This is a genomic window from Mycobacterium sp. TY814 (assembly GCF_030755175.1).
GTDB lineage: Bacteria > Actinomycetota > Actinomycetes > Mycobacteriales > Mycobacteriaceae > Mycobacterium.
This window is the reverse complement of record NZ_JAUFRY010000001.1, coordinates 551,986-569,033: the sequence shown is the minus strand read 5'-3', so window position 1 is coordinate 569,033 and position 17,048 is coordinate 551,986. Positions and strand designations below refer to the sequence as shown.

The 17,048-nt window shown below is 70.1% G+C and carries 14 protein-coding genes; 6 read left to right on the top strand and 8 right to left on the bottom strand.

The window, feature by feature from the left end; all coding sequences use genetic code 11:
• Genes QXH22_RS02130 through QXH22_RS02110 form a run of 5 tightly spaced genes read right to left on the bottom strand, consistent with a single transcriptional unit; the run spans position 1 to position 3,592 of the window.
• Complete coding sequence (locus QXH22_RS02130) at positions 1 to 1,569, bottom strand: polyamine aminopropyltransferase (RefSeq protein ID WP_306241116.1); 1,569 nt, start codon at positions 1,567 to 1,569, stop codon at positions 1 to 3.
• Positions 1,566 to 2,024, bottom strand: coding sequence for a DUF350 domain-containing protein (locus QXH22_RS02125; protein ID WP_306241115.1), 459 nt, complete (start codon positions 2,022 to 2,024; stop codon positions 1,566 to 1,568). The genes QXH22_RS02130 and QXH22_RS02125 overlap by 4 nt, the downstream gene beginning before the upstream one ends.
• Positions 2,025 to 2,046: 22 nt before the next feature.
• On the bottom strand, positions 2,047 to 2,478 hold the full coding sequence (locus tag QXH22_RS02120) for a DUF4247 domain-containing protein (RefSeq protein WP_306241114.1): 432 nt from the start codon (positions 2,476 to 2,478) through the stop codon (positions 2,047 to 2,049).
• Entirely contained in the window at positions 2,475 to 2,969 is a 495-nt protein-coding gene (locus QXH22_RS02115) for a DUF2617 family protein (protein WP_306241113.1), read from the bottom strand. The genes QXH22_RS02120 and QXH22_RS02115 overlap by 4 nt, the downstream gene beginning before the upstream one ends.
• Before the next feature lie 5 nt (positions 2,970 to 2,974).
• The gene (locus QXH22_RS02110) at positions 2,975 to 3,592 is read right to left on the bottom strand and encodes a DUF4178 domain-containing protein (RefSeq protein ID WP_306241112.1); all 618 of its coding nucleotides are present in this window, start codon (positions 3,590 to 3,592) and stop codon (positions 2,975 to 2,977) included.
• A gap of 134 nt (positions 3,593 to 3,726) precedes the next feature.
• On the opposite strand from QXH22_RS02110, the gene ruvC reads away from it, so the two are divergent.
• The 5 genes from ruvC (at position 3,727) to QXH22_RS02085 (ending at position 7,111) form a co-directional block, all read left to right on the top strand.
• Positions 3,727 to 4,281, top strand: a complete 555-nt coding sequence (gene ruvC / locus QXH22_RS02105) for a crossover junction endodeoxyribonuclease RuvC (RefSeq protein ID WP_306244270.1) — start codon at positions 3,727 to 3,729, stop codon at positions 4,279 to 4,281.
• A complete protein-coding gene (gene ruvA / locus QXH22_RS02100; RefSeq protein WP_306241111.1) occupies positions 4,278 to 4,871 on the top strand; it encodes a Holliday junction branch migration protein RuvA in 594 nt (197 codons plus the stop codon). Before ruvC ends, ruvA begins: the two co-directional genes overlap by 4 nt.
• On the top strand, positions 4,868 to 5,911 hold the full coding sequence (gene ruvB / locus QXH22_RS02095; RefSeq protein ID WP_306241110.1) for a Holliday junction branch migration DNA helicase RuvB: 1,044 nt from the start codon (positions 4,868 to 4,870) through the stop codon (positions 5,909 to 5,911). Before ruvA ends, ruvB begins: the two co-directional genes overlap by 4 nt.
• Before the next feature lie 10 nt (positions 5,912 to 5,921).
• Positions 5,922 to 6,305: a DUF1304 domain-containing protein gene (locus QXH22_RS02090; RefSeq protein ID WP_306241109.1), complete on the top strand. Its 384-nt coding sequence runs from the start codon at positions 5,922 to 5,924 to the stop codon at positions 6,303 to 6,305.
• Between the two features lie 128 nt (positions 6,306 to 6,433).
• Positions 6,434 to 7,111 (top strand): hypothetical protein, encoded by a 678-nt coding sequence (locus QXH22_RS02085; protein ID WP_306274825.1) that lies wholly within the window; start codon positions 6,434 to 6,436, stop codon positions 7,109 to 7,111.
• Positions 7,112 to 7,207: 96 nt separating this feature from the next.
• Here the strand turns inward: QXH22_RS02085 and QXH22_RS02080 are convergent, their stop codons facing one another.
• A complete protein-coding gene (locus tag QXH22_RS02080) occupies positions 7,208 to 11,353 on the bottom strand; it encodes a PE family protein (RefSeq protein WP_371934197.1) in 4,146 nt (1,381 codons plus the stop codon).
• Positions 11,354 to 11,889: 536 nt separating this feature from the next.
• On the opposite strand from QXH22_RS02080, the gene QXH22_RS02075 reads away from it, so the two are divergent.
• Positions 11,890 to 12,573: a hypothetical protein gene (locus tag QXH22_RS02075; protein WP_306241106.1), complete on the top strand. Its 684-nt coding sequence runs from the start codon at positions 11,890 to 11,892 to the stop codon at positions 12,571 to 12,573.
• A gap of 29 nt (positions 12,574 to 12,602) precedes the next feature.
• On the opposite strand, the gene QXH22_RS02070 is transcribed toward QXH22_RS02075, so the two are convergent.
• Together QXH22_RS02070 and car are read right to left on the bottom strand one after the other, a co-directional pair.
• Entirely contained in the window at positions 12,603 to 13,298 is a 696-nt protein-coding gene (locus QXH22_RS02070; protein WP_306241105.1) for a GAF and ANTAR domain-containing protein, read from the bottom strand.
• Between the two features lie 107 nt (positions 13,299 to 13,405).
• Complete coding sequence (car, locus tag QXH22_RS02065) at positions 13,406 to 16,978, bottom strand: carboxylic acid reductase (RefSeq protein ID WP_306241104.1); 3,573 nt, start codon at positions 16,976 to 16,978, stop codon at positions 13,406 to 13,408.
• Between the last annotated feature and the right edge of the window lie 70 nt (positions 16,979 to 17,048).

Sequence of the window (17,048 nt, the reverse complement as noted above, 5' to 3'; positions counted from 1 at the left end):
TCAGTCGTATCCGCGCCGCATGTCGTCGACGATCCGCGGGTTTTCCAGTGTCGACGGCTCCACCGGACGCGGCCGTACGTCCTCGGAGAACACTGTGGCGGCGTCCAGCACGTGCTGGTCGAGGTAGCGCAGTGGCGGGACGTCTCGCGGGAGCGCCGCCACGGGAGCGGCATCACCGCGGCGGGCCAGGACGAATCCCCAGTCGCCGAAGGTGGGCACGTAGACGTGGTAGGGCGTGACCGCGTAGCCGCCGGAATGGATCGTCGAGACGGTGCGCCAGAACGCCGTGCGCGTCGAGAAGGGGCTGCCTGCCTGCACCACCAGCAGCCCGCCGGGGGACAGCACCCGCCCGACCAGCGCATAGAACTCGGTCGAATAGAGGCGCCCGAGCACCGGGGTGTCCGGATCGGGCAGATCGACGATTACCGCGTCGAAGCGGTCGGACCGGCCGCCCCGCAGCCAGGTCATCGCGTCGTCGATCACCACCTGCACCCGTGGGTTGTCCAGCGACCCGCCGTTGGCGTCGCGCATGGTGGTGCGCGCCAGTTCGACGACCGCCGGGTCCAGCTCCACCTGGACGATCCGCTGCAGACCCGGCAGGCGCAGCAGCTCGCGCGCCGCCAGCCCGTCGCCGCCGCCGAGCACCAGCACCGAGCGGGTGCCGGCCCCGAGCGCCGGGTAGACCAGGCTCTCGGTGTAGCGGTATTCGTCGCGAGTGGAGAACTGCAGGTCGCCGTCCAGATACAGGCGCATATCGCTGTCGCGGCGGGTGACCACGATGTCCTGGTACGCCGAGTGCCGGTGGGCGATGATCGGGTCGGCGTAGAGCTGTTGGCGGGTGGAGACCTCGATGTCCTGCGCGCGGATCAGCAGCGTCACCAGTACGGCCAACGCCGCAGCCAGCGCCGTCAGCGCCGCCGCCAACTGCCGCGCCGAGCCGACGCGGCGGAGCAGGAAAACGGCGACGATCGCCGCTGCCGCCAGGTTGATGATGCCGGTGGCCGCCGCGCCGCGGATCATCCCCAGATGCGGAAGCAGCAGGAAGGGCCATGCCAGGCCGCCCACCAGTGCGCCCAGGTAGTCGGCCGCGTTCAGATTGGCCAGCGTGCGACCGGTGTCGGTGGCCAGATCGGTGGGGCCTGATGCCCGTCCGCGCTGCAACAGCGTCATCAGCAGCGGCACTTCGGCACCCACCAGGCACCCGATCAGCCCGGTGCTGACGGCCAGCACCAACGTCGAGCCGTCGACGAAGGCGAAGGCGATGTACAGGGCTGCGGCGGACAGGCCGCCGACGATGCCGAGCAGCACCTCCACTGCGATGAAAGTGATCGCAGCGCGCGCCAGCAACGGCTTGATCAGCAGCGCGCCCAGCCCGAGTGCGGCGATATACCCTGCCACGATCAGCGACGTCGCCACGATGCCGCCGCCGTTCAGGCTGGTCGAGAGTGTCAGCATCGCCAGCTCGTAGACGATCCCGCAGGCCGCGCACGCCGCCACGGCGGCCAGCAGGACTGCGCGCCACCGGCCCAGTGACGGCGAGACGGGTTCGGCCGCAGCGGTCGTCGTCATAACAACGCGGCCGCGTTGACCCCTCCCACCGCCAGCAGCATCGCCGCTGTGGCGAAGGCCGCCGGATGCAGCTGAGGTTCCTGGACATGTTCGTGGAAGTTGCCCGGCACCGCGACCCGCAATATGACCAGAGCCAGTCCCTGCAGGATGACGCCGATGCCGCCGTAGATCGCCACACCGAGCAGGCCCTCGCCCAGCTGATTGGAGCTGGTGGAGATGGCCGCGATGATCACCGTGCCCAGAGCCGCGTACATCGCGGTAGCCAGGATGGCGGCGTTGGGCCGGCGCTCGATGAACACCAGCCGACGCAGATTTCCCGGTGTCAGGACGTCGACCATCACGAACCCTGCGATGAGCACGACGACGCCGACCGCGAAGTAGAGGACGGTGGCGACGGCCCCGTGCAGGATCGGATCGACGCTGACGCTGCCGAACTCCACCGCGCTGTTGTACATGACAGTCCTCCTTCGCGATTACCTACTTGACGCCACCCGGCCCACCGGGTCTGCCGCCCGAGCCGCCAGACGGGGATCCGGGGGTGAACCCGGGGCCGAGGAAGACATAGGAGCCGTGGCTGTAACCGGCGCCCAGGTCTTCAACCCGGATGCTGCAGGGGCGCGTGCCGTCGGGTCCGATCACCACTATGTGGTCGCGGTACCGCAGATATTCGGTGCCGCCACTGGACGCCCGCGCCGCGGGGGTTTTGTAGTGGGCCAGCGTGTCGGCAACCTGCCTGGGTGATCCCGAGCAGATGTAGCGACGTGCATTGGCGTCGTGCACGTATTCCTGATAGTGGTCGGCGATGTAGGAGCCGACGTCGCGGTTGACCAGCACCAGCCCGACGCCCAGGAATGCGCTCCCGGCGACGGCCAGCCCGAATGCGAGCAGCAGCAGTCGGTTGCGGCTCACGGATGCCACCGGCTTGCCGTGTAGACCACCGTCCCCCCCGCGCCGGTGGGGTAGAGGTGCCAGGTCCGCCACTGCCAGCCGTCGCCGTCGGGCTCGGCGCCCAGGGCGGTCAGTGCGGCATCGTCGCCCGGGAACACGCCGCCCAGCCAGCCGGGTTCGCGGGCACACCGTTGCCGCAAGTCCCTGGCCAGCGCGCGGAACGCGGCTTCGTTATGCGTCGTGCTGTGTGATTCCAGGTGATAGCCCGGCGCCTCCGATCGGGCGGGCAGACCGTCCCCCGCGGCGCAGGAGACCTGTTCGGAGAACTCGCCCATGCCGTGTTGCACGGTGACGACATGCGAGGCGCCCAGGACGCCGAGCACCAGGGCGCCGCCGCGGGGGTGCTCCAGCCGGTAGCTGGCCAGGGTGGGCGGCGCCGCCGCGTTGAGCACCAACGCCAGTCGGGCTCCGGACACATCGGCCGGAGCCACCGCCAGGTGGTGAAGCGGCACCTCGATCAGCCCGCGGGCGCGGGGTAGACGGTCATTTCCCCGGTGCGCACGGTCTTGCCGGTGGATATCTCCCACGGCATGTCCGGGGCCCACCGCTCGAAGGAGAGCAGCGCTGCATTGTCGGCGCTCGCGTAGTCGACGTAATCCATCTCGCCGCCGGGCGGGAGGCCGGTGGTGCCCTCGGTTGTGTAACCGGCGTGACCGCGCTCCACTTCATGCAGAGCGGTGCCGTCGACCGTGTGCGGCCCGCCGGGTTGCAGGTCGAGGTCAGTACGTTTGAACCACATCGCCAGCTCGAGTCGGCCGTCGTCCTCCTCGACGCTGAACCAGATCGGCTCGCTGCTGGTTTCCGGTCCACCTTCGAGCAGGTGTTCCCACCACACGAACGGGCCTTCGCGGTAGGTGACCGATCCGCGCACCACATAGTCGACGCCGCCGTAGCTGACGATGGCACCGGGGCCGAGCTGGCGGGGACCGTATTCGTGCGGCGTGGCGAACGCGAGTGGGTCCTGCCGGGGTGCGGGCGTCTTGGGCGTTTTGGGCTTCTTCTTGAGGGCGTAGACGAGAACCAGAAGCGATGCGATGAACAGCGCCATCGCTATCACGATCAGTTGTGCTCCCACGCGAACCCTTCCGTAGTGCGCATAACGTAACTCACGCCCCCAGCGCGTGTCCCTCATCGGTGATGTCGCATCCAGCGGCTACGCTATCGAACAGCTGTTCGGAACTTCGGCTGACGATGACGTGGGGAGCTACGGTGCGGGTGATGGGCGTCGACCCCGGCTTGACACGGTGCGGGTTGTCGCTGGTGGAAAGCGGGCGCGGGCGGCAGATCACCGCGCTGGACGTCGACGTGGTGCGCACTCCGTCGGGCGAGCCGCTGCACCGGCGGTTGCTGGCCATCAGCGACGCCGTCGATCACTGGCTCGATACCCACCACCCGGATGTGCTTGCCATCGAGCGGGTGTTCTCGCAGCTGAATGTCAGCACGGTGATGGGTACGGCGCAGGCCGGCGGGGTGATTGCGCTGGCGGCCGCCAAACGCGGCATCGACGTCCACTTCCATACGCCGAGCGAGGTTAAGGCGGCGGTCACCGGCAATGGCAACGCTGATAAGGCGCAGGTCACCGCGATGGTCACCAGAATCCTTGCGCTACAGGCCAAACCGACCCCGGCCGACGCCGCCGACGCGCTGGCGCTGGCGATCTGTCACTGCTGGCGGGCGCCGATGCTGACTCGGATGGCCGCTGCCGAGGCGCAGGCCGCGCAGCAGCGCAGCAAGTATCTGGCCAAGTTGAAGGCGGCCCGATGATCGCCTCGGTGCGCGGTGAGGTGCTGGAGGTGGCGCTGGACCACGTCGTGATCGAGGCCGCGGGGGTCGGATACCGGGTCAATGCGACGCCGTCGACGCTGGCCACGCTGCGGTCGGGCAGCGAGGCGCGGCTGATCACGGCGATGATTGTGCGCGAGGATTCGATGACGCTGTACGGGTTCTGCGACGCGGAGACCCGCGACCTGTTCCAGACGCTGTTGTCGGTCTCGGGCGTCGGGCCGCGGCTGGCGATGGCGACCCTGGCCGTGCACGATGCGACGGCGCTGCGCCAGGCCCTGGCAGACGGCGACGTCACCGCGCTCTGCCGGGTGCCCGGCATCGGCAAGCGCAGTGCCGAGCGGATGGTGCTGGAACTGCGCGACAAGGTGGGCCTGGTCACCGGGTCCGGCGCCGCACCGGCGGTGAACGGTCACGCCGTGCGTGCCCCGGTGGTGGAGGCGCTGGTCGGCCTGGGGTTTGCGGCCAAGCAGGCCGAAGACGCCACCGACAAGGTGCTCGCCGCCGATCGTGAGGCGTCGACGTCGACGGCCCTGCGGGCCGCGTTGTCGCTGCTGGGCAAGGCGAAATGAACGATCCCGAAGACTTCGACGAGCGCGACGTGTCACCGGCCCTGGCGGTCGGCGAAGGCGACATCGACGGCAGCCTGCGGCCCCGCTCGCTGCAGGAGTTCATCGGTCAGCCGCGGGTACGTGAGCAGCTGCAACTGGTTATCGAGGGAGCCAAGAACCGCGGCGGCACCCCGGACCACATTCTGCTGTCCGGGCCGCCCGGCCTGGGCAAGACGTCGTTGGCCATGATCATCGCCGCAGAACTCGGGTCCTCACTGCGGGTGACGTCGGGGCCGGCGCTGGAACGCGCCGGCGACCTGGCCGCCATGCTGTCCAACCTGGTGGAACACGACGTGCTGTTCATCGATGAGATCCACCGCATTGCCCGGCCCGCCGAGGAGATGCTGTATCTGGCGATGGAGGACTTCCGGGTCGACGTGGTCGTCGGCAAAGGCCCGGGCGCGACGTCGATTCCGCTGGAGGTGGCGCCGTTCACGCTGGTCGGGGCGACCACGCGGTCCGGCGCTCTGACCGGCCCCCTGCGCGACCGCTTCGGCTTCACCGCGCATATGGACTTCTATGAGCCGTCCGAACTGGAGCGGGTGCTGGCTCGCTCCGCCCGGATCCTGGGTATCGAGTTGGGTGCCGAGGCGGGGGCGGAGATCGCGCGCCGCTCGCGGGGCACACCGCGGATCGCCAACCGGTTGCTGCGCCGGGTGCGGGACTACGCCGAGGTGCGCGCCGACGGCATCATCACCCGGGACGTTGCGAAATTCGCGCTGCAGGTCTACGACGTCGACGAGTTGGGGTTGGACCGGCTGGACCGGGCGGTGCTGTCGGCGTTGACCCGCAGTTTCGGCGGCGGTCCGGTGGGGGTGTCGACGCTGGCGGTGGCGGTGGGGGAAGAGGCTGCGACGGTGGAAGAGGTGTGCGAGCCTTTCCTGGTGCGCGCCGGTATGGTCGCGCGCACGCCGCGAGGCCGGGTGGCCACGGCGTTGGCCTGGACACATCTGGGCATGACGCCGCCGGCCGGGGTCTCGCAGCCCGGGCTTTTCGACTAGGAGAACGCAGATGGTCACCGCCGCTTTGATTTTCGCCGCGCTGGCCGCGGTCCTGCACGTCTACATCTTCACCATGGAGTCGCTGACGTGGACCTCCAAGCGCACCCGTGCCACCTTCGGCACCACGGCGGAGGAAGCCGAGACCACCAAGCTGCTGGCGTTCAACCAGGGTTTCTACAACCTGTTCCTGGCCATCGTCTCCGGGATCGGTATCGCCGCGATGTTCGCCGGTCACCGTGACGTCGGGGCGGCGCTGGTTTTCGCCGGCGTCGGATCGATGGCAGCGGCCGCGGTGGTGTTGCTGCTCTCGGCGCGAGACAAGGCACGGGCGGCGGTGACGCAGGGCCTGTTCCCGGTGATCGCGGTTGCGCTGCTGCTGATCGGGCTCCGGTAGTCGCTCACCTCGGACGGGCGCTCACGGCGGCGATCAGGCACTTTCTTCGCCACCAGGACACGCTGAGCGGCATGCTTCAACGTCTCCGCGTCCGGGTACCCACCCCGGTACCTACCGAGGGAGATGTCATGAAAACCATCGAGGACCGGCCCACCCGGGGACGAATCCCGCGCTCACGTGGCGCCGTGATCGGACTGCTGCTGGTGATCCTGGGCGTCTGGGGAGCACTGATCCCATTCATCGGCCCGAACTTCGACTTTTCTTATACGCCCGGCCAGGCCTGGACCGCCGCCCGCGGCTGGCTGGAGGTCCTGCCCGGTGTTGCCACCGCGGTCGGCGGCCTGCTGCTCATCGTTTCGCGTAATCGCGGCAGCGCCATGCTCGGTGGTTGGCTGGCGGCGCTGGGCGGGGCCTGGTTCGTGGTCGGCCGTACCTTCGCGCCGTTGTCGGGCATCGGCTCGGTCGGTGACCCGGTCGGTGCCACCGATCGCAAGCGGGTCGCGGTGGAACTCGCGTACTTCTCCGGGTTAGGCGTCCTGATCGCCTTCCTTGCCGGAGCTGCGCTGGCGCGGATGGCGTTCCGGCTGGCACGTGACGTCCGGCCCCTTGAACCCGTTGCGCCCGTCGCCCACCCGGTGGAGCAGGTCCCGGCGCAGCCGCAGTACAGCGGATTGGTCGAACCCGAACGCGAGGTGTCGACCGACGCATTGACCACGCCGCGGGACCGATTTGCGGCGCCGGCCGAGGGGACCGAGCAGCGGCGGGGGCTGTTCCGGCGGCATCGGACGCCGGTCTCGCACCCCTAGCAGCCGCCCCGCGTGAGGCAGTGGGGGGCGCCGCGTGCGGCGCCGCTATCGCGCACTAGCAGCCGCGCACTAGCAGTCCGGCGCTTCGTCGGACTTTCAGCCCGAGCGGCCATCAGAACCACGAAGGGCAGCGAGCGAGCTATATCCCCAACCGCCTTCGCCCCCTGAGGCCGCTAAACGAGCACCTGCACCTCCGTCCAGTCCGTAGAAGGCGCCAAAAGCTCCCTCGCCGCTCCCACTACCGTCCGCACCGCTTCTTCCGGATACGCCGGGGTATCCTTTGGCGGCCGCAAGGCCGCCGCCACCACCGCCGCCGCCATAACCGGTATCGCCATCGCCTCCGCCATCGCCTCCCGCGCCGGAAGTTTGACTTCCGGCGATAACGAGGGATGCGGTGCCGCCCTTGCCGCCGCTTCCTCCGTTGCCGCCGGGGCCGCCCGCTGCACCGCCTCCTCCGCCGCCGCCTCCGTAGGCGGCGAAGCCCAACTGACCGCTTCCACCGGCCGCAGCACCCGCGCCGCCGCCACCGCCGCCGCCTCCGGCACCGCCGAGCGAGTCGCTGGCGGTTGCGCCTCCACCACCGCCGCCGGCACGACCACCGGAGGCGAGGGCCGCCCCAGTCGTGTCGGTGGCAAATCCGCCATTACCTCCATTGCCGCCGAAGCCGCCAGTGCCGCCAACAGCGGTGATGCTGCCGCCGTTTCCACCGGCGCCGCCTACGCCGCCGCCGCCACCTGCGCCCGAATAGCCATTGCTGGTTGAGGTGCCGGAGGTATTCGCGCCGCCGTTATTACCGTTGCCGCCTTTGCCGCCGTTGCCGCCGTCGCCGGCCAGCATGTTGCCCGCACCGGGTGCGCCGCCGTCACCGCCTCTGCCGCCGTCGCCACCGCTTCCGCCACGGGAGCTAGTGGTGCCGCTGGGACCTGTTGTTTGGCCGCCGAGACCGCCGTCTCCACCGTTGCCACCGGTTCCGCCGTTGCCTCCGGCGCCACCCCCGATACCGTCGATGCCGTCGCCCCCGGTGCCACCCTTGCCGCCTGCACCGCCGGTCCCGCCGATCCCGCCGGCCGTAGACGTGGTGCCGCTAGTTCCGCTGGTTCCTGCGGCGCCGTCACCACCATTGCCGCCCAAACCGCCGTTACCGCCGGTGCCGTTGGAGCCTCGGGTGCCGCCGCCTTGGACGGTGCCGGCCACGCCGGCTTTGCCGCCGGCGCCGCCTTGGCCGCCGGCGCCGCCGGCGCCGCTGGTGGTGCCTGTGTTGGTACCGCCGGTGCCGCCTAGACCGCCGTCGGCGCCGTTGCCGCCGTTGCCGGCTTTGCCGCCGCCGATGCCGTCGATACCAGCGCCGGCCGTGCCACCTTGCCCGCCGTCACCGCCGCGGCCGCCTTGGCCTCCGTCGGAGGGGGCTGCGCTAGAGGTGCCGGTTGTTCCGGTGCCGCCGTTTCCGCCGTTGCCCCCCAGGCCGCCATTGCCGCCGGTGCCATTGAGCCCGGTCGCGCCGCCGTCGCGGGTGGTTCCGGCCGAGCCGGCCGTTCCGCCGGTGCCGCCCTGACCACCCGCGGCGCCGTCGCCGCCGGTGGTGCCGGAGTTGGTGCCGCCGTTGCCGCCGGTTCCGCCGGTTCCGCCGTTGCCGCCGTTGCCGGCTTGGCCGCCGCCGGTGCCGTTGAGGCCGGCGCCGCTGGTGCCGCCTTGGCCGCCTCCGCCGCCCTGGCCGCCTTGTTGGCCGGCGGTTGCCAGGTTGCCGGATGTGCCGCTGCCGCCAGCGGCGCCGTTTCCGCCGTTACCCCCCAGGCCGCCGTTGCCGCCGGTGCCATTGAGGCCGGTCGCGCCGCCGTCGCGAGTGGCGCCGGCCGAGCCGGCCGTGCCGCCGTTGCCGCCCTGGCCGCCTGCTCCGCCGTCGCCGCCCGTAACACCGGTGTTGGTGCCACCGTTTCCGCCGGCGCCCCCGTTTCCGCCGCGGCCGCCACCGCCGGCTTTGCCGCCACCGGCGCCGTCAATGCCCGCACCGCCGGTACCTCCGGCGCCGCCGGTGCCGCCTTGGCCGCCCTGGCGACCGGCGGTCGGGTTGATGACGTCATCGGAGCCGTTGGCGCCCGTGGCGCCGTTGCCGCCATTGCCACCGAGACCACCGGTGCCGCCGGTACCGTGAGCGCCGGCGGCACCGCCGTCGGCGCGGGTGCCGGCGGCTCCCGCACTGCCGCCCGTTCCGCCTTGTCCGCCCTGGCCGCCGATGCCTCCGCCGGTTGCTCCGGTCGTAGTGATGCCGGTGTTGGTACCGCCGTTGCCGCCGCCCCCGCCGCGTCCGCCGTCGCCGCCGTCGCCGGCTTGGCCGCCGCCGAGGCCGTTGATCCCGGCACCGCCGGTGCCGCCGGCACCACCGGCTCCACCTTGGCCGCCCTGGTTACCCGAGGTCGGGTTGGCGATGGAGTTCTTGCCGGCAGTGCCGGTCGCGCCGTCGCCGCCTGCGCCGCCGTGCCCGCCGGCGCCGCCGGTGCCGTTGAGGCCGACAGCTCCGCCGTCGGTGACCTGGCCGGCGGCACCGGCAGCGCCGCCGTTGCCGCCCTGGCCGCCCGCGGCGCCGATACCGCCACCGGTGGCTCCGGTCGACGTGGTGCCCAGAAATGAACCACCTTGGCCGCCCGCACCGCCCTCGCCCCCGGAGCCGCCGGCACCGGCTTTGCCGCCACCGATTCCGCCGATCCCGGCGCCGCCGTCGCCGCCCGTCCCGCCGGTGCCTCCGTGGCCGCCCTGTAAACCGACCGTGGGCGTGGTGGCGCCGTCGGTACCACTGGCTCCGCTCGCTCCCGATCCGCCGGCACCACCCTCGCCGCCCGTCCCGCCGGTGCCGACACCCCCGTTTGCCCCGCCGTCTAAGCCGCTTCCTGCGGCCCCCGCGGCACCCCCGGCGCCGCCATGTCCGCCGTCGGCGCCCGCGCCGCCTCCGGTCGCGCCGGTGGTTGTCGTGGCGGTGGCATTGCCGCCGTGGCCGCCGGCGCCGCCGCCGCCACCGTCGCCGCCCTGGCCGCCAGCTCCTCCGTTGAGTCCGCCGATACCCGCGCCGCCGCCACCTCCCTGGCCGCCGGCGCCCCCCATTCGGCCCATGCCGCCGGCCGTCGGGGTCGCAGTGGAGCTGCCGATCGCCCCGGCGTCGCCCTGGCCGCCGGTGCCGCCGGTGCCACCGACGCCGCCGGATCCGGTGCCACCCGCGTGACCTGCTGCCCCGAGGTAGCCGCCGGATCCGCCGGCTCCTCCTACCCCTGCCGCGCCGCCGTGACCGCCGGTACCGCCGTTGCCGCCGTCGGCGTCGAACCCCACGCCGCTGCCGCCGAACCCGCCTTGGCCGCCGGCTCCGCCCAGTCCGCCGGCTCCGCCGGCGCCACCTGCACTCATCAACCCGGAGCTGGCGCCGCCATCGCCGCCCGCTCCGCCTGCACCGCCGGCAAAACCGAGGCCACCCTTGCCGCCCAGCGGACCTGCCCCGTCGGCGCCGGCAGCGCCGATCGCACCTGCACCTCCGGTTCCGCCAGCGCCGCCGGCTCCGGCGCCGCCGCCGAACAGGGCTCGCCCTGCCCCTCCGAGGCCGCCGGTCCCGCCGGCACCCCCGACACCAGCCACACCAACACCGCCGGCGCCTCCGGCACCTCCCACTCCACCGAACCCACTCAGCAGACCACCGGAGCCGCCCGCTCCACCGGTACCGCCCACCAGGCCGGCCGCACCCACGCCCCCGGCGCCGCCAGCGCCGCCGTTGCCGAAGAGGCCCGCATCGCCACCACGCCCACCGATTGAGCCGGGCGCGCCCGATCCGCCCGCGCCGCCGTTGCCCCAGAGAATCCCGCCCGCCCCGCCTGCCGCCCCGGTGCCCGCGGCGCCGTTGACGCCGTCACCGATAAGCGGGCGCCCCAAGAACGTGTTGGTCGGTGCATTGATGAACCCCAGCACGTTCTGCTCAAGCACGCGCAGCGGTGCAGCGTTCAGAGCTTCAGCGGCAGCGTAGGCGTGTGCGCCGCCAGCAACGGTTTGCGTGAACTGGCCATGGAACTGGGCCACCTGTGCGCTGAGTGCCTGGTACTCCTCGCCTAAGGCGCCGAACAGTCGTGTCACCGCCGCCGAGACCTCGTCACCGCCCAACGCGGCGATGTTCGTCGTGAGGGGCGCCGCGGTCGCGCCGGCGGCCCGCAGTACCTCTCCGATCCCGCGTAAATTGCTCGCCGCTGCGGCCAAGGTCTCGGGTGTAGCGATCACGTAAGAAGACAAATCCGGCTCCCTTGGCCTCGCTTGGGACAGATCCCCGATGGGACTGCGCCGCGAACGTTATCGCGCGTCGTGAGGAATTTTCAGCGATTCCGTCAATTTGCATACAAAATCAAAGATCCCGGTTGCGCAAAAAAGCTCTCGTCAACCTTGCGCCGCTCGTGCGATTGCTGTGGCGGTCACCGTTGAAAGGTCACTAAGCAGTGAAATCGCGTGTAAATGCTTTTGAAGCAAGCAATTTGGAGAGTCGCTGGTCGACCTTCGTGGTGTCAGCCGGTCGCGTTTGGACGGCGCGCGAAAAATGTGCCGACCTCATTTTAGAATCAGTTTTCAATTCATCCCGGCGATCACTGGTTATGGTCCCGTCTTGCAGCAACCTTCTTGCGGCCGCGGACGGGAGCACTTGGGAGCGACCGGCGACCAAGCGTCGTGCCTATGCGGACGGATCCGGAGTCGTCGTCGGCGGCGCAATGATCTTGTCGGCATCGCCGGTTATATCGAGCGATGTCGGGTACCCGGCGGCCATGAAAAGTGCAGAGCATGAACATCGACTGCAGATGCCCCGGTCCCGCGGCGCCGTCAGTGGACTGCTGCTGGTTGTCGCGGGTGCTTGGGGGGCGCTGATCCCGTTCGTCGGGCCGCGCTTTCACTTCGCCTTCACACCCGCCCAGGATTGGGCGTGGACAGCGGCACGCGGGTGGTTCGAAGTGCTGCCCGGAGCGGCCGCGGTGTTGGGCGGTCTGCTCCTGATCCTGTCCCGGAACCGGGTTGTCGCCATGGCCGGCGGCTTCGTGGCGGCGCTGGCCGGTGCCTGGTTCGTTCTCGGTCAGCGGATCGCGCCGCTGCTGCACCTGGGAACCATCGGCGATCCCGTCGCATCGACCGAACGTAAGCGCGCCGTCCTGGAGCTTTGCTACTTCACCGGCTTAGGAACCCTGATCGTCTTGATCGGCGGATTCGCGCTGGCCGGCACCGCCGCCCGGTTGGCACGCGACCTCCCGGCGCCGGTTGCGCAGGACGTCACCCGCGAGCCCGTCGCTGCTGTGGCGCCCAAGACCGAGCCGACTCCGGACGCAGCGACAAAGCCCCGCGGACAGGTCACCCCCGCCAACGACCCCCGGCGCTGGCGGGAGGTTCGCCGTCCGCGTGAAAACGTCGGGGCGGGCCGCTCCAACGCGTATCTGCGGTGGCCCCACCCGCAAGGATGATCGCCGCGAATTGAGCGAACCCGCAGCGCTCAGCGGTCACCGCGCGTGTTGACGACCCGTTGCGCGATCTCCACCAACGAGGTGTTGCTCTCCTGGGACAGCCGCCGCAGCATGTCGAAGGCCCGCACGTCGTCGACGTCATAGCGTTCCATGATGATGCCCTTGGCCTGTCCGATCCGGTCCCTGCTGGCCACCGCGGAGCGCAGATTCTCGCTCTGTCTGTTCGACATGATGGCCGCGGCGGCATGGGCGGCCAGGACCGTCCCGATCGTCTGCTGCTCGACATCCCAGGTCGTCGGCTGGTACCCGAACAAGTTCAGCGCGCCGGCGGTGCGCTCATGGGTGTACAGCCGGAAAGACAGGCCGCTGAGCACGCCCAGCTTGCAGACGGCTGCCGAGTAGGAGGGCCAGCGCGTCTCGTGACGAAAGTCGTCGGTGCGCACTACGTCGTAGTCCGACGATGACGCCGCCTCGATACAGGGTCCTTCGTTGAGCGCATACTGCAGTTCGTCGAGTTCGTGCGGCACGTTATCGGTGGTGGCGACCGACTCGAACTGGCCGCCTTTGCTGATCAGAAGAATGCCCGCGGTGTCGACACCGGCAATCAGTTCCACGGCCGCCGCGGTGACCTCGGCGAGGATGTCCCCGGCCCGCCGGGGCGCCGCGACGACGCGAGCCAGGTCGGCCATGCGCACTGCCAGATCGTGGTTGGACGGCTCAGACATGGCCTTGAGTTTCCCCACCGCCACCGGTCGTCAAACCGACCCACGATCCAAAAGCCGGGGGCAGGCATTCGGCGGAAATCTCCGAACGCCTGCCCCCGGCTGTGGAATCAGAGCAGCCCGAGCAACCGCAGATCGCTGACGTACTTGGCGATGATCGCCGGGGTGACATGCGGGATGTCCTTGTCCGGGCCGATCTTCGCCTCCTGCACCGCCGAGCGGAACACGACGGTCGGTGCGATCGATCCGTTGATCGGCCGTTCCGGCTTCTGGTAGTTGTGCAGCAGCGGCAGCAACGAGGCCTGACGCTGCTTCTCCGGCAGCGACCGCAGCGACGTCTCGAACCGCTGCAACCATTCGCCGTAGTCGGCGATCCGCTGGATGGCGCATCCGGCACCGTTAGTCGGAGAGATCATCCAATCGACGAACTCGTCGAACCCGATGCCGTCGTCGTAGGGGTTCATCACGTGGTAGGTGGCGAACCCGTCGCCGCTCTGTGCGCCGAGCACGGCCACGGCTTCGGCGATGAACTCGACCGGCAGACCGTCATAGTGGGCGCGCTGCCGGTTGCCGTCGTCGTCCAGTTCGTAGAACGATCCGGGGGCGATACCGGTGGCGGCCAGGCTCAAGATCGTCCGGGTGAACATGTCCGGCACGTTGAGCTGACCCGCCCAGGTGGTGTCGGCCAGGATCATGTCGCAGCGGAACACCGCGACCGGCAGGCCACACAGGTCGTGCGCCTCCCGCAGCAGCACCTCGCCGGCCCACTTGCTGTTCGCGTAGCCGTTGGCGTAGCCGTCGTCGATCTGGCGTGTGGCACTGATCGTCCGGATGTCGGCGTCCTCGGTGAACGCACCCGGCTCGATTCCGCCGCCCACCGCGATCGTCGAGGTGTAGCTGAAGGGCTTGATCTTGGTGGTCAGGGCCAACCGGATCAGCTCCGCGGTTCCCAGCGCGTTGGGCCCGAACAACTGGCTGTAGGGCAGCACGTGGTTGACCAGGGCCGCCGGGTCCACGATGACGTCGACGGTGTCGGCCAGCCGCTGCCAGGTGACGCGGTCCAGGCCGAGGTCGGCCTCACCCTTGTCGCCGGCGAGCACCTCGAGGTGCTTGTCGGCCAGTTCCCGGTAGTGCGCCAGCAGCTTGGGGTCCCCGCTGTCGAAGGTGCTGTCCAGGCGGGCGCGGGCGTCCTCGTCCGACTTGGCCCGAACCAGGCAGATCACCTTGCCGTCGACCAGGGACATCCGCTGCAGCCATTCCAGCGCCAGGTAGCGGCCCAGGAAGCCGGTGGCTCCGGTCAGCAGCACGGTGCGCACCTGGTCGCTCGGCGCCGGCAGGCCGGGTGCCGCGGCCAGGGTGTCGGCGTCGATGAACTTGTCCAGCGTGAGGTCACTGGCGTGCACCTCGACGGCGTCCCGGCCGTGCACCGAGGTGAACGTGGGCCGCTTGGAACCGGGCTGACGCTCCGCCTCGATGTAGGCGGCCAGCGCCTGCAGGTCGTTGGCCGGGCTGACGATGACGCCGACCGGCACCTCGACCCCGAAGATCTCCTGCAGCAGGTTGGCGAAGGTCAACGCGGACAACGAGTCTCCGCCGAGATCGGTGAAGTGCGAGTCGGGGGACAGATCGCTGCTGGCTGTGCCCAGCATTGCGGCCGCGGCCCGGCTCACCGTCTCCAGCACCGGCCCGTCGGCCCCGCCGCGACGCAGCTCGCTGAGTTCGCTGGCCTGGCCGGCGGCCAGGTCGGCGTAGAGCTGCTCCAGCCGCTCGCCGTAGTGCGCCTTCAGCTTCGGCCACGCCAGCTTGCGGATACCGGTCAGCAGACCGTTCTCCAGGGTGAACGGGGTGGTCTCGAGGAGGAAGTCGCGCGGCACCTCGTAGGACTGCAGTCCGGCCTCCTTGGCGACGCTCTGCAGCGAATCGGCGATCATCGGCTTGAGCGCTTCGACGCCGTGCGCGGCCAGTGCGTCCGCGGTCGGCACCACGACTGCCAGCAGGTAAGGGTGCGCGCTGTTGCCATAGACGTAGATCTGCCGGACCAGCGGGCTGTTGCCGAACACCGCCTCCAGCTTGGCGACGGTGACGAACTCGCCCTGAGCGAGCTTGAGCACGTTGTTGCGGCGGTCGACGTAGCGCACCTGATTCGGCGCCACCTCGGCCACGACGTCGCCGGTGCGGTAGTACCCGTCCTCGTCGAACACGCTTTCCGTGATCTCGGGGCGCTTGTAGTAGCCGGGGAACAGGTTCTCGGTCTTCAGTAGCAGCTCACCCCGTGGGTGAGGCCGGTCGGTGGTGAAGTAACCCAGGTCCGGAACGTCGACCAGCTTGTAGTCGATCACCGGCGGGCGCTGCACCTCGCCGTCGAAGAGCACCATTCCGGCTTCGGTGGAGCCGTAGCCGTCCAGCAGGTGCATTTCCAGCAGCGATTCCACCCAGGTCTTGAGCTCGGGGGAGATGGGCGCTGATCCCGTCATCGCGAAGATGAATCGTCCGCCGAGCAGGTTCTCCCGTTGGTCCACCAGGACCTCGGCCTCGACGGCGGCACGGTCGCCCCCCTCGAGAAGCCGGGCTTGATGGCCTGACTCCTCCTCCGACTCGTGCCTCGTCGGCATCGTCGCCAGGCGGCGGTCCACCTCGCTCTGGAATTCGCCGTACAAGGTCTCCCAGATTCGCGGCACGAAGTTCATCTCCGTGGGCCGCACCAGGGCCAGGTCTTCCAGGAAGGTGGACAGGTCGCTCTTGGCGGCGAAGTATGCGGTGCCACCGTTGCCGAGCGTGCCGTACAGGATGCCGCGGCCCATGACGTGGCTCATCGGCATGAAGTTCAGCGTGATCGACGCGGCGGTCGGTCCGAACCAGTTCTTAGCGGACCGGCGGAACATTTTGCCGACGTTTTGCTGCGGGTACATCGCGCCCTTGGGGGCGCCGGTGCTGCCGGAGGTGTAGATCAGCAGGGCGAGCGCGTCGTCGGCCAGTTCGGTAAGCGGTTGCGCCGGCGAGTCCGCGCCGCGCTGCAGGATGTCGGCCAGCGTTTCGACCGCGACACCGGTGTTCGCCAGGGCGGCCACGGCGGAGTCCACAGCCTCCCGCTCGTCGTCGACCTGCGGGTGGTAGTCGAACACCACCAGCTTCCGGGGTGCCTGCTCGGCCCGGCGGATCAGCTCGACCGCGTCGCTCAACTGGTTGACACTCGCGGCGATCAGGCTGGGCTCGGTCTCCGTGACGATCGGCTGTAGCTGGGCGATCGCGGCGCTGGTCTGCAGCGGCACCGAGATGGCCCCGATCTGCCCCAGCGCCATGTCGATCGTGGCGTAGTCCACGCTGTTGAAGCCCAGCACGCAGACGCGGTCGCCCGGTTGAACATCAGCGGCGGTCACGGCGCGCCCGAATGACGCGATCCGATCGCCCAGTTCGCGGTAGGTGACGGTCTCGAACCGGGGGAGCAGGTTCAGCGAAGTGCGGCCGGTCACCGGGTCCGCGACCAACTCGACTGCACGCTGGCCCAGCGCCGGCCGGTCGGCGTAGCCGTCGAGGACGGTCTGGATGACCTGGGGGAGTCGCAGGTCGGGGTTCTCCAGCGCTTCGGCCACCGCAGGGTCGGGCTGGGCGGCGGCGAACTGGGGGTCGGTGGCAGCAAGCTCCTCGGCGCGGCGGGCGATCCGCTCGTCTTGTGTGGTCGTCATATCAGATCCTCTTTGAAATGAACTGGAGAGAATGAAATCTAAGTGGGCGCAACGCTGCGCTGATAGAAAG

Excerpts from the sequence above, each read along its gene's own strand:
- QXH22_RS02070 (WP_306241105.1), bottom strand. The coding sequence starts at position 13,298 with ATGTCTGAGCCGTCCAACCACGATCTGGCAGTGCGCATGGCCGACCTG.
- QXH22_RS02125 (WP_306241115.1), bottom strand. The coding sequence starts at position 2,024 with ATGTACAACAGCGCGGTGGAGTTCGGCAGCGTCAGCGTCGATCCGATC.
- car (WP_306241104.1), bottom strand. The coding sequence starts at position 16,978 with ATGACGACCACACAAGACGAGCGGATCGCCCGCCGCGCCGAGGAGCTT.
- QXH22_RS02090 (WP_306241109.1), top strand. The coding sequence starts at position 5,922 with ATGGTCACCGCCGCTTTGATTTTCGCCGCGCTGGCCGCGGTCCTGCAC.
- ruvA (WP_306241111.1), top strand. The coding sequence starts at position 4,278 with ATGATCGCCTCGGTGCGCGGTGAGGTGCTGGAGGTGGCGCTGGACCAC.
- QXH22_RS02130 (WP_306241116.1), bottom strand. The coding sequence starts at position 1,569 with ATGACGACGACCGCTGCGGCCGAACCCGTCTCGCCGTCACTGGGCCGG.
- ruvB (WP_306241110.1), top strand. The coding sequence starts at position 4,868 with ATGAACGATCCCGAAGACTTCGACGAGCGCGACGTGTCACCGGCCCTG.
- QXH22_RS02085 (WP_306274825.1), top strand. The coding sequence starts at position 6,434 with ATGAAAACCATCGAGGACCGGCCCACCCGGGGACGAATCCCGCGCTCA.
- QXH22_RS02075 (WP_306241106.1), top strand. The coding sequence starts at position 11,890 with ATGAAAAGTGCAGAGCATGAACATCGACTGCAGATGCCCCGGTCCCGC.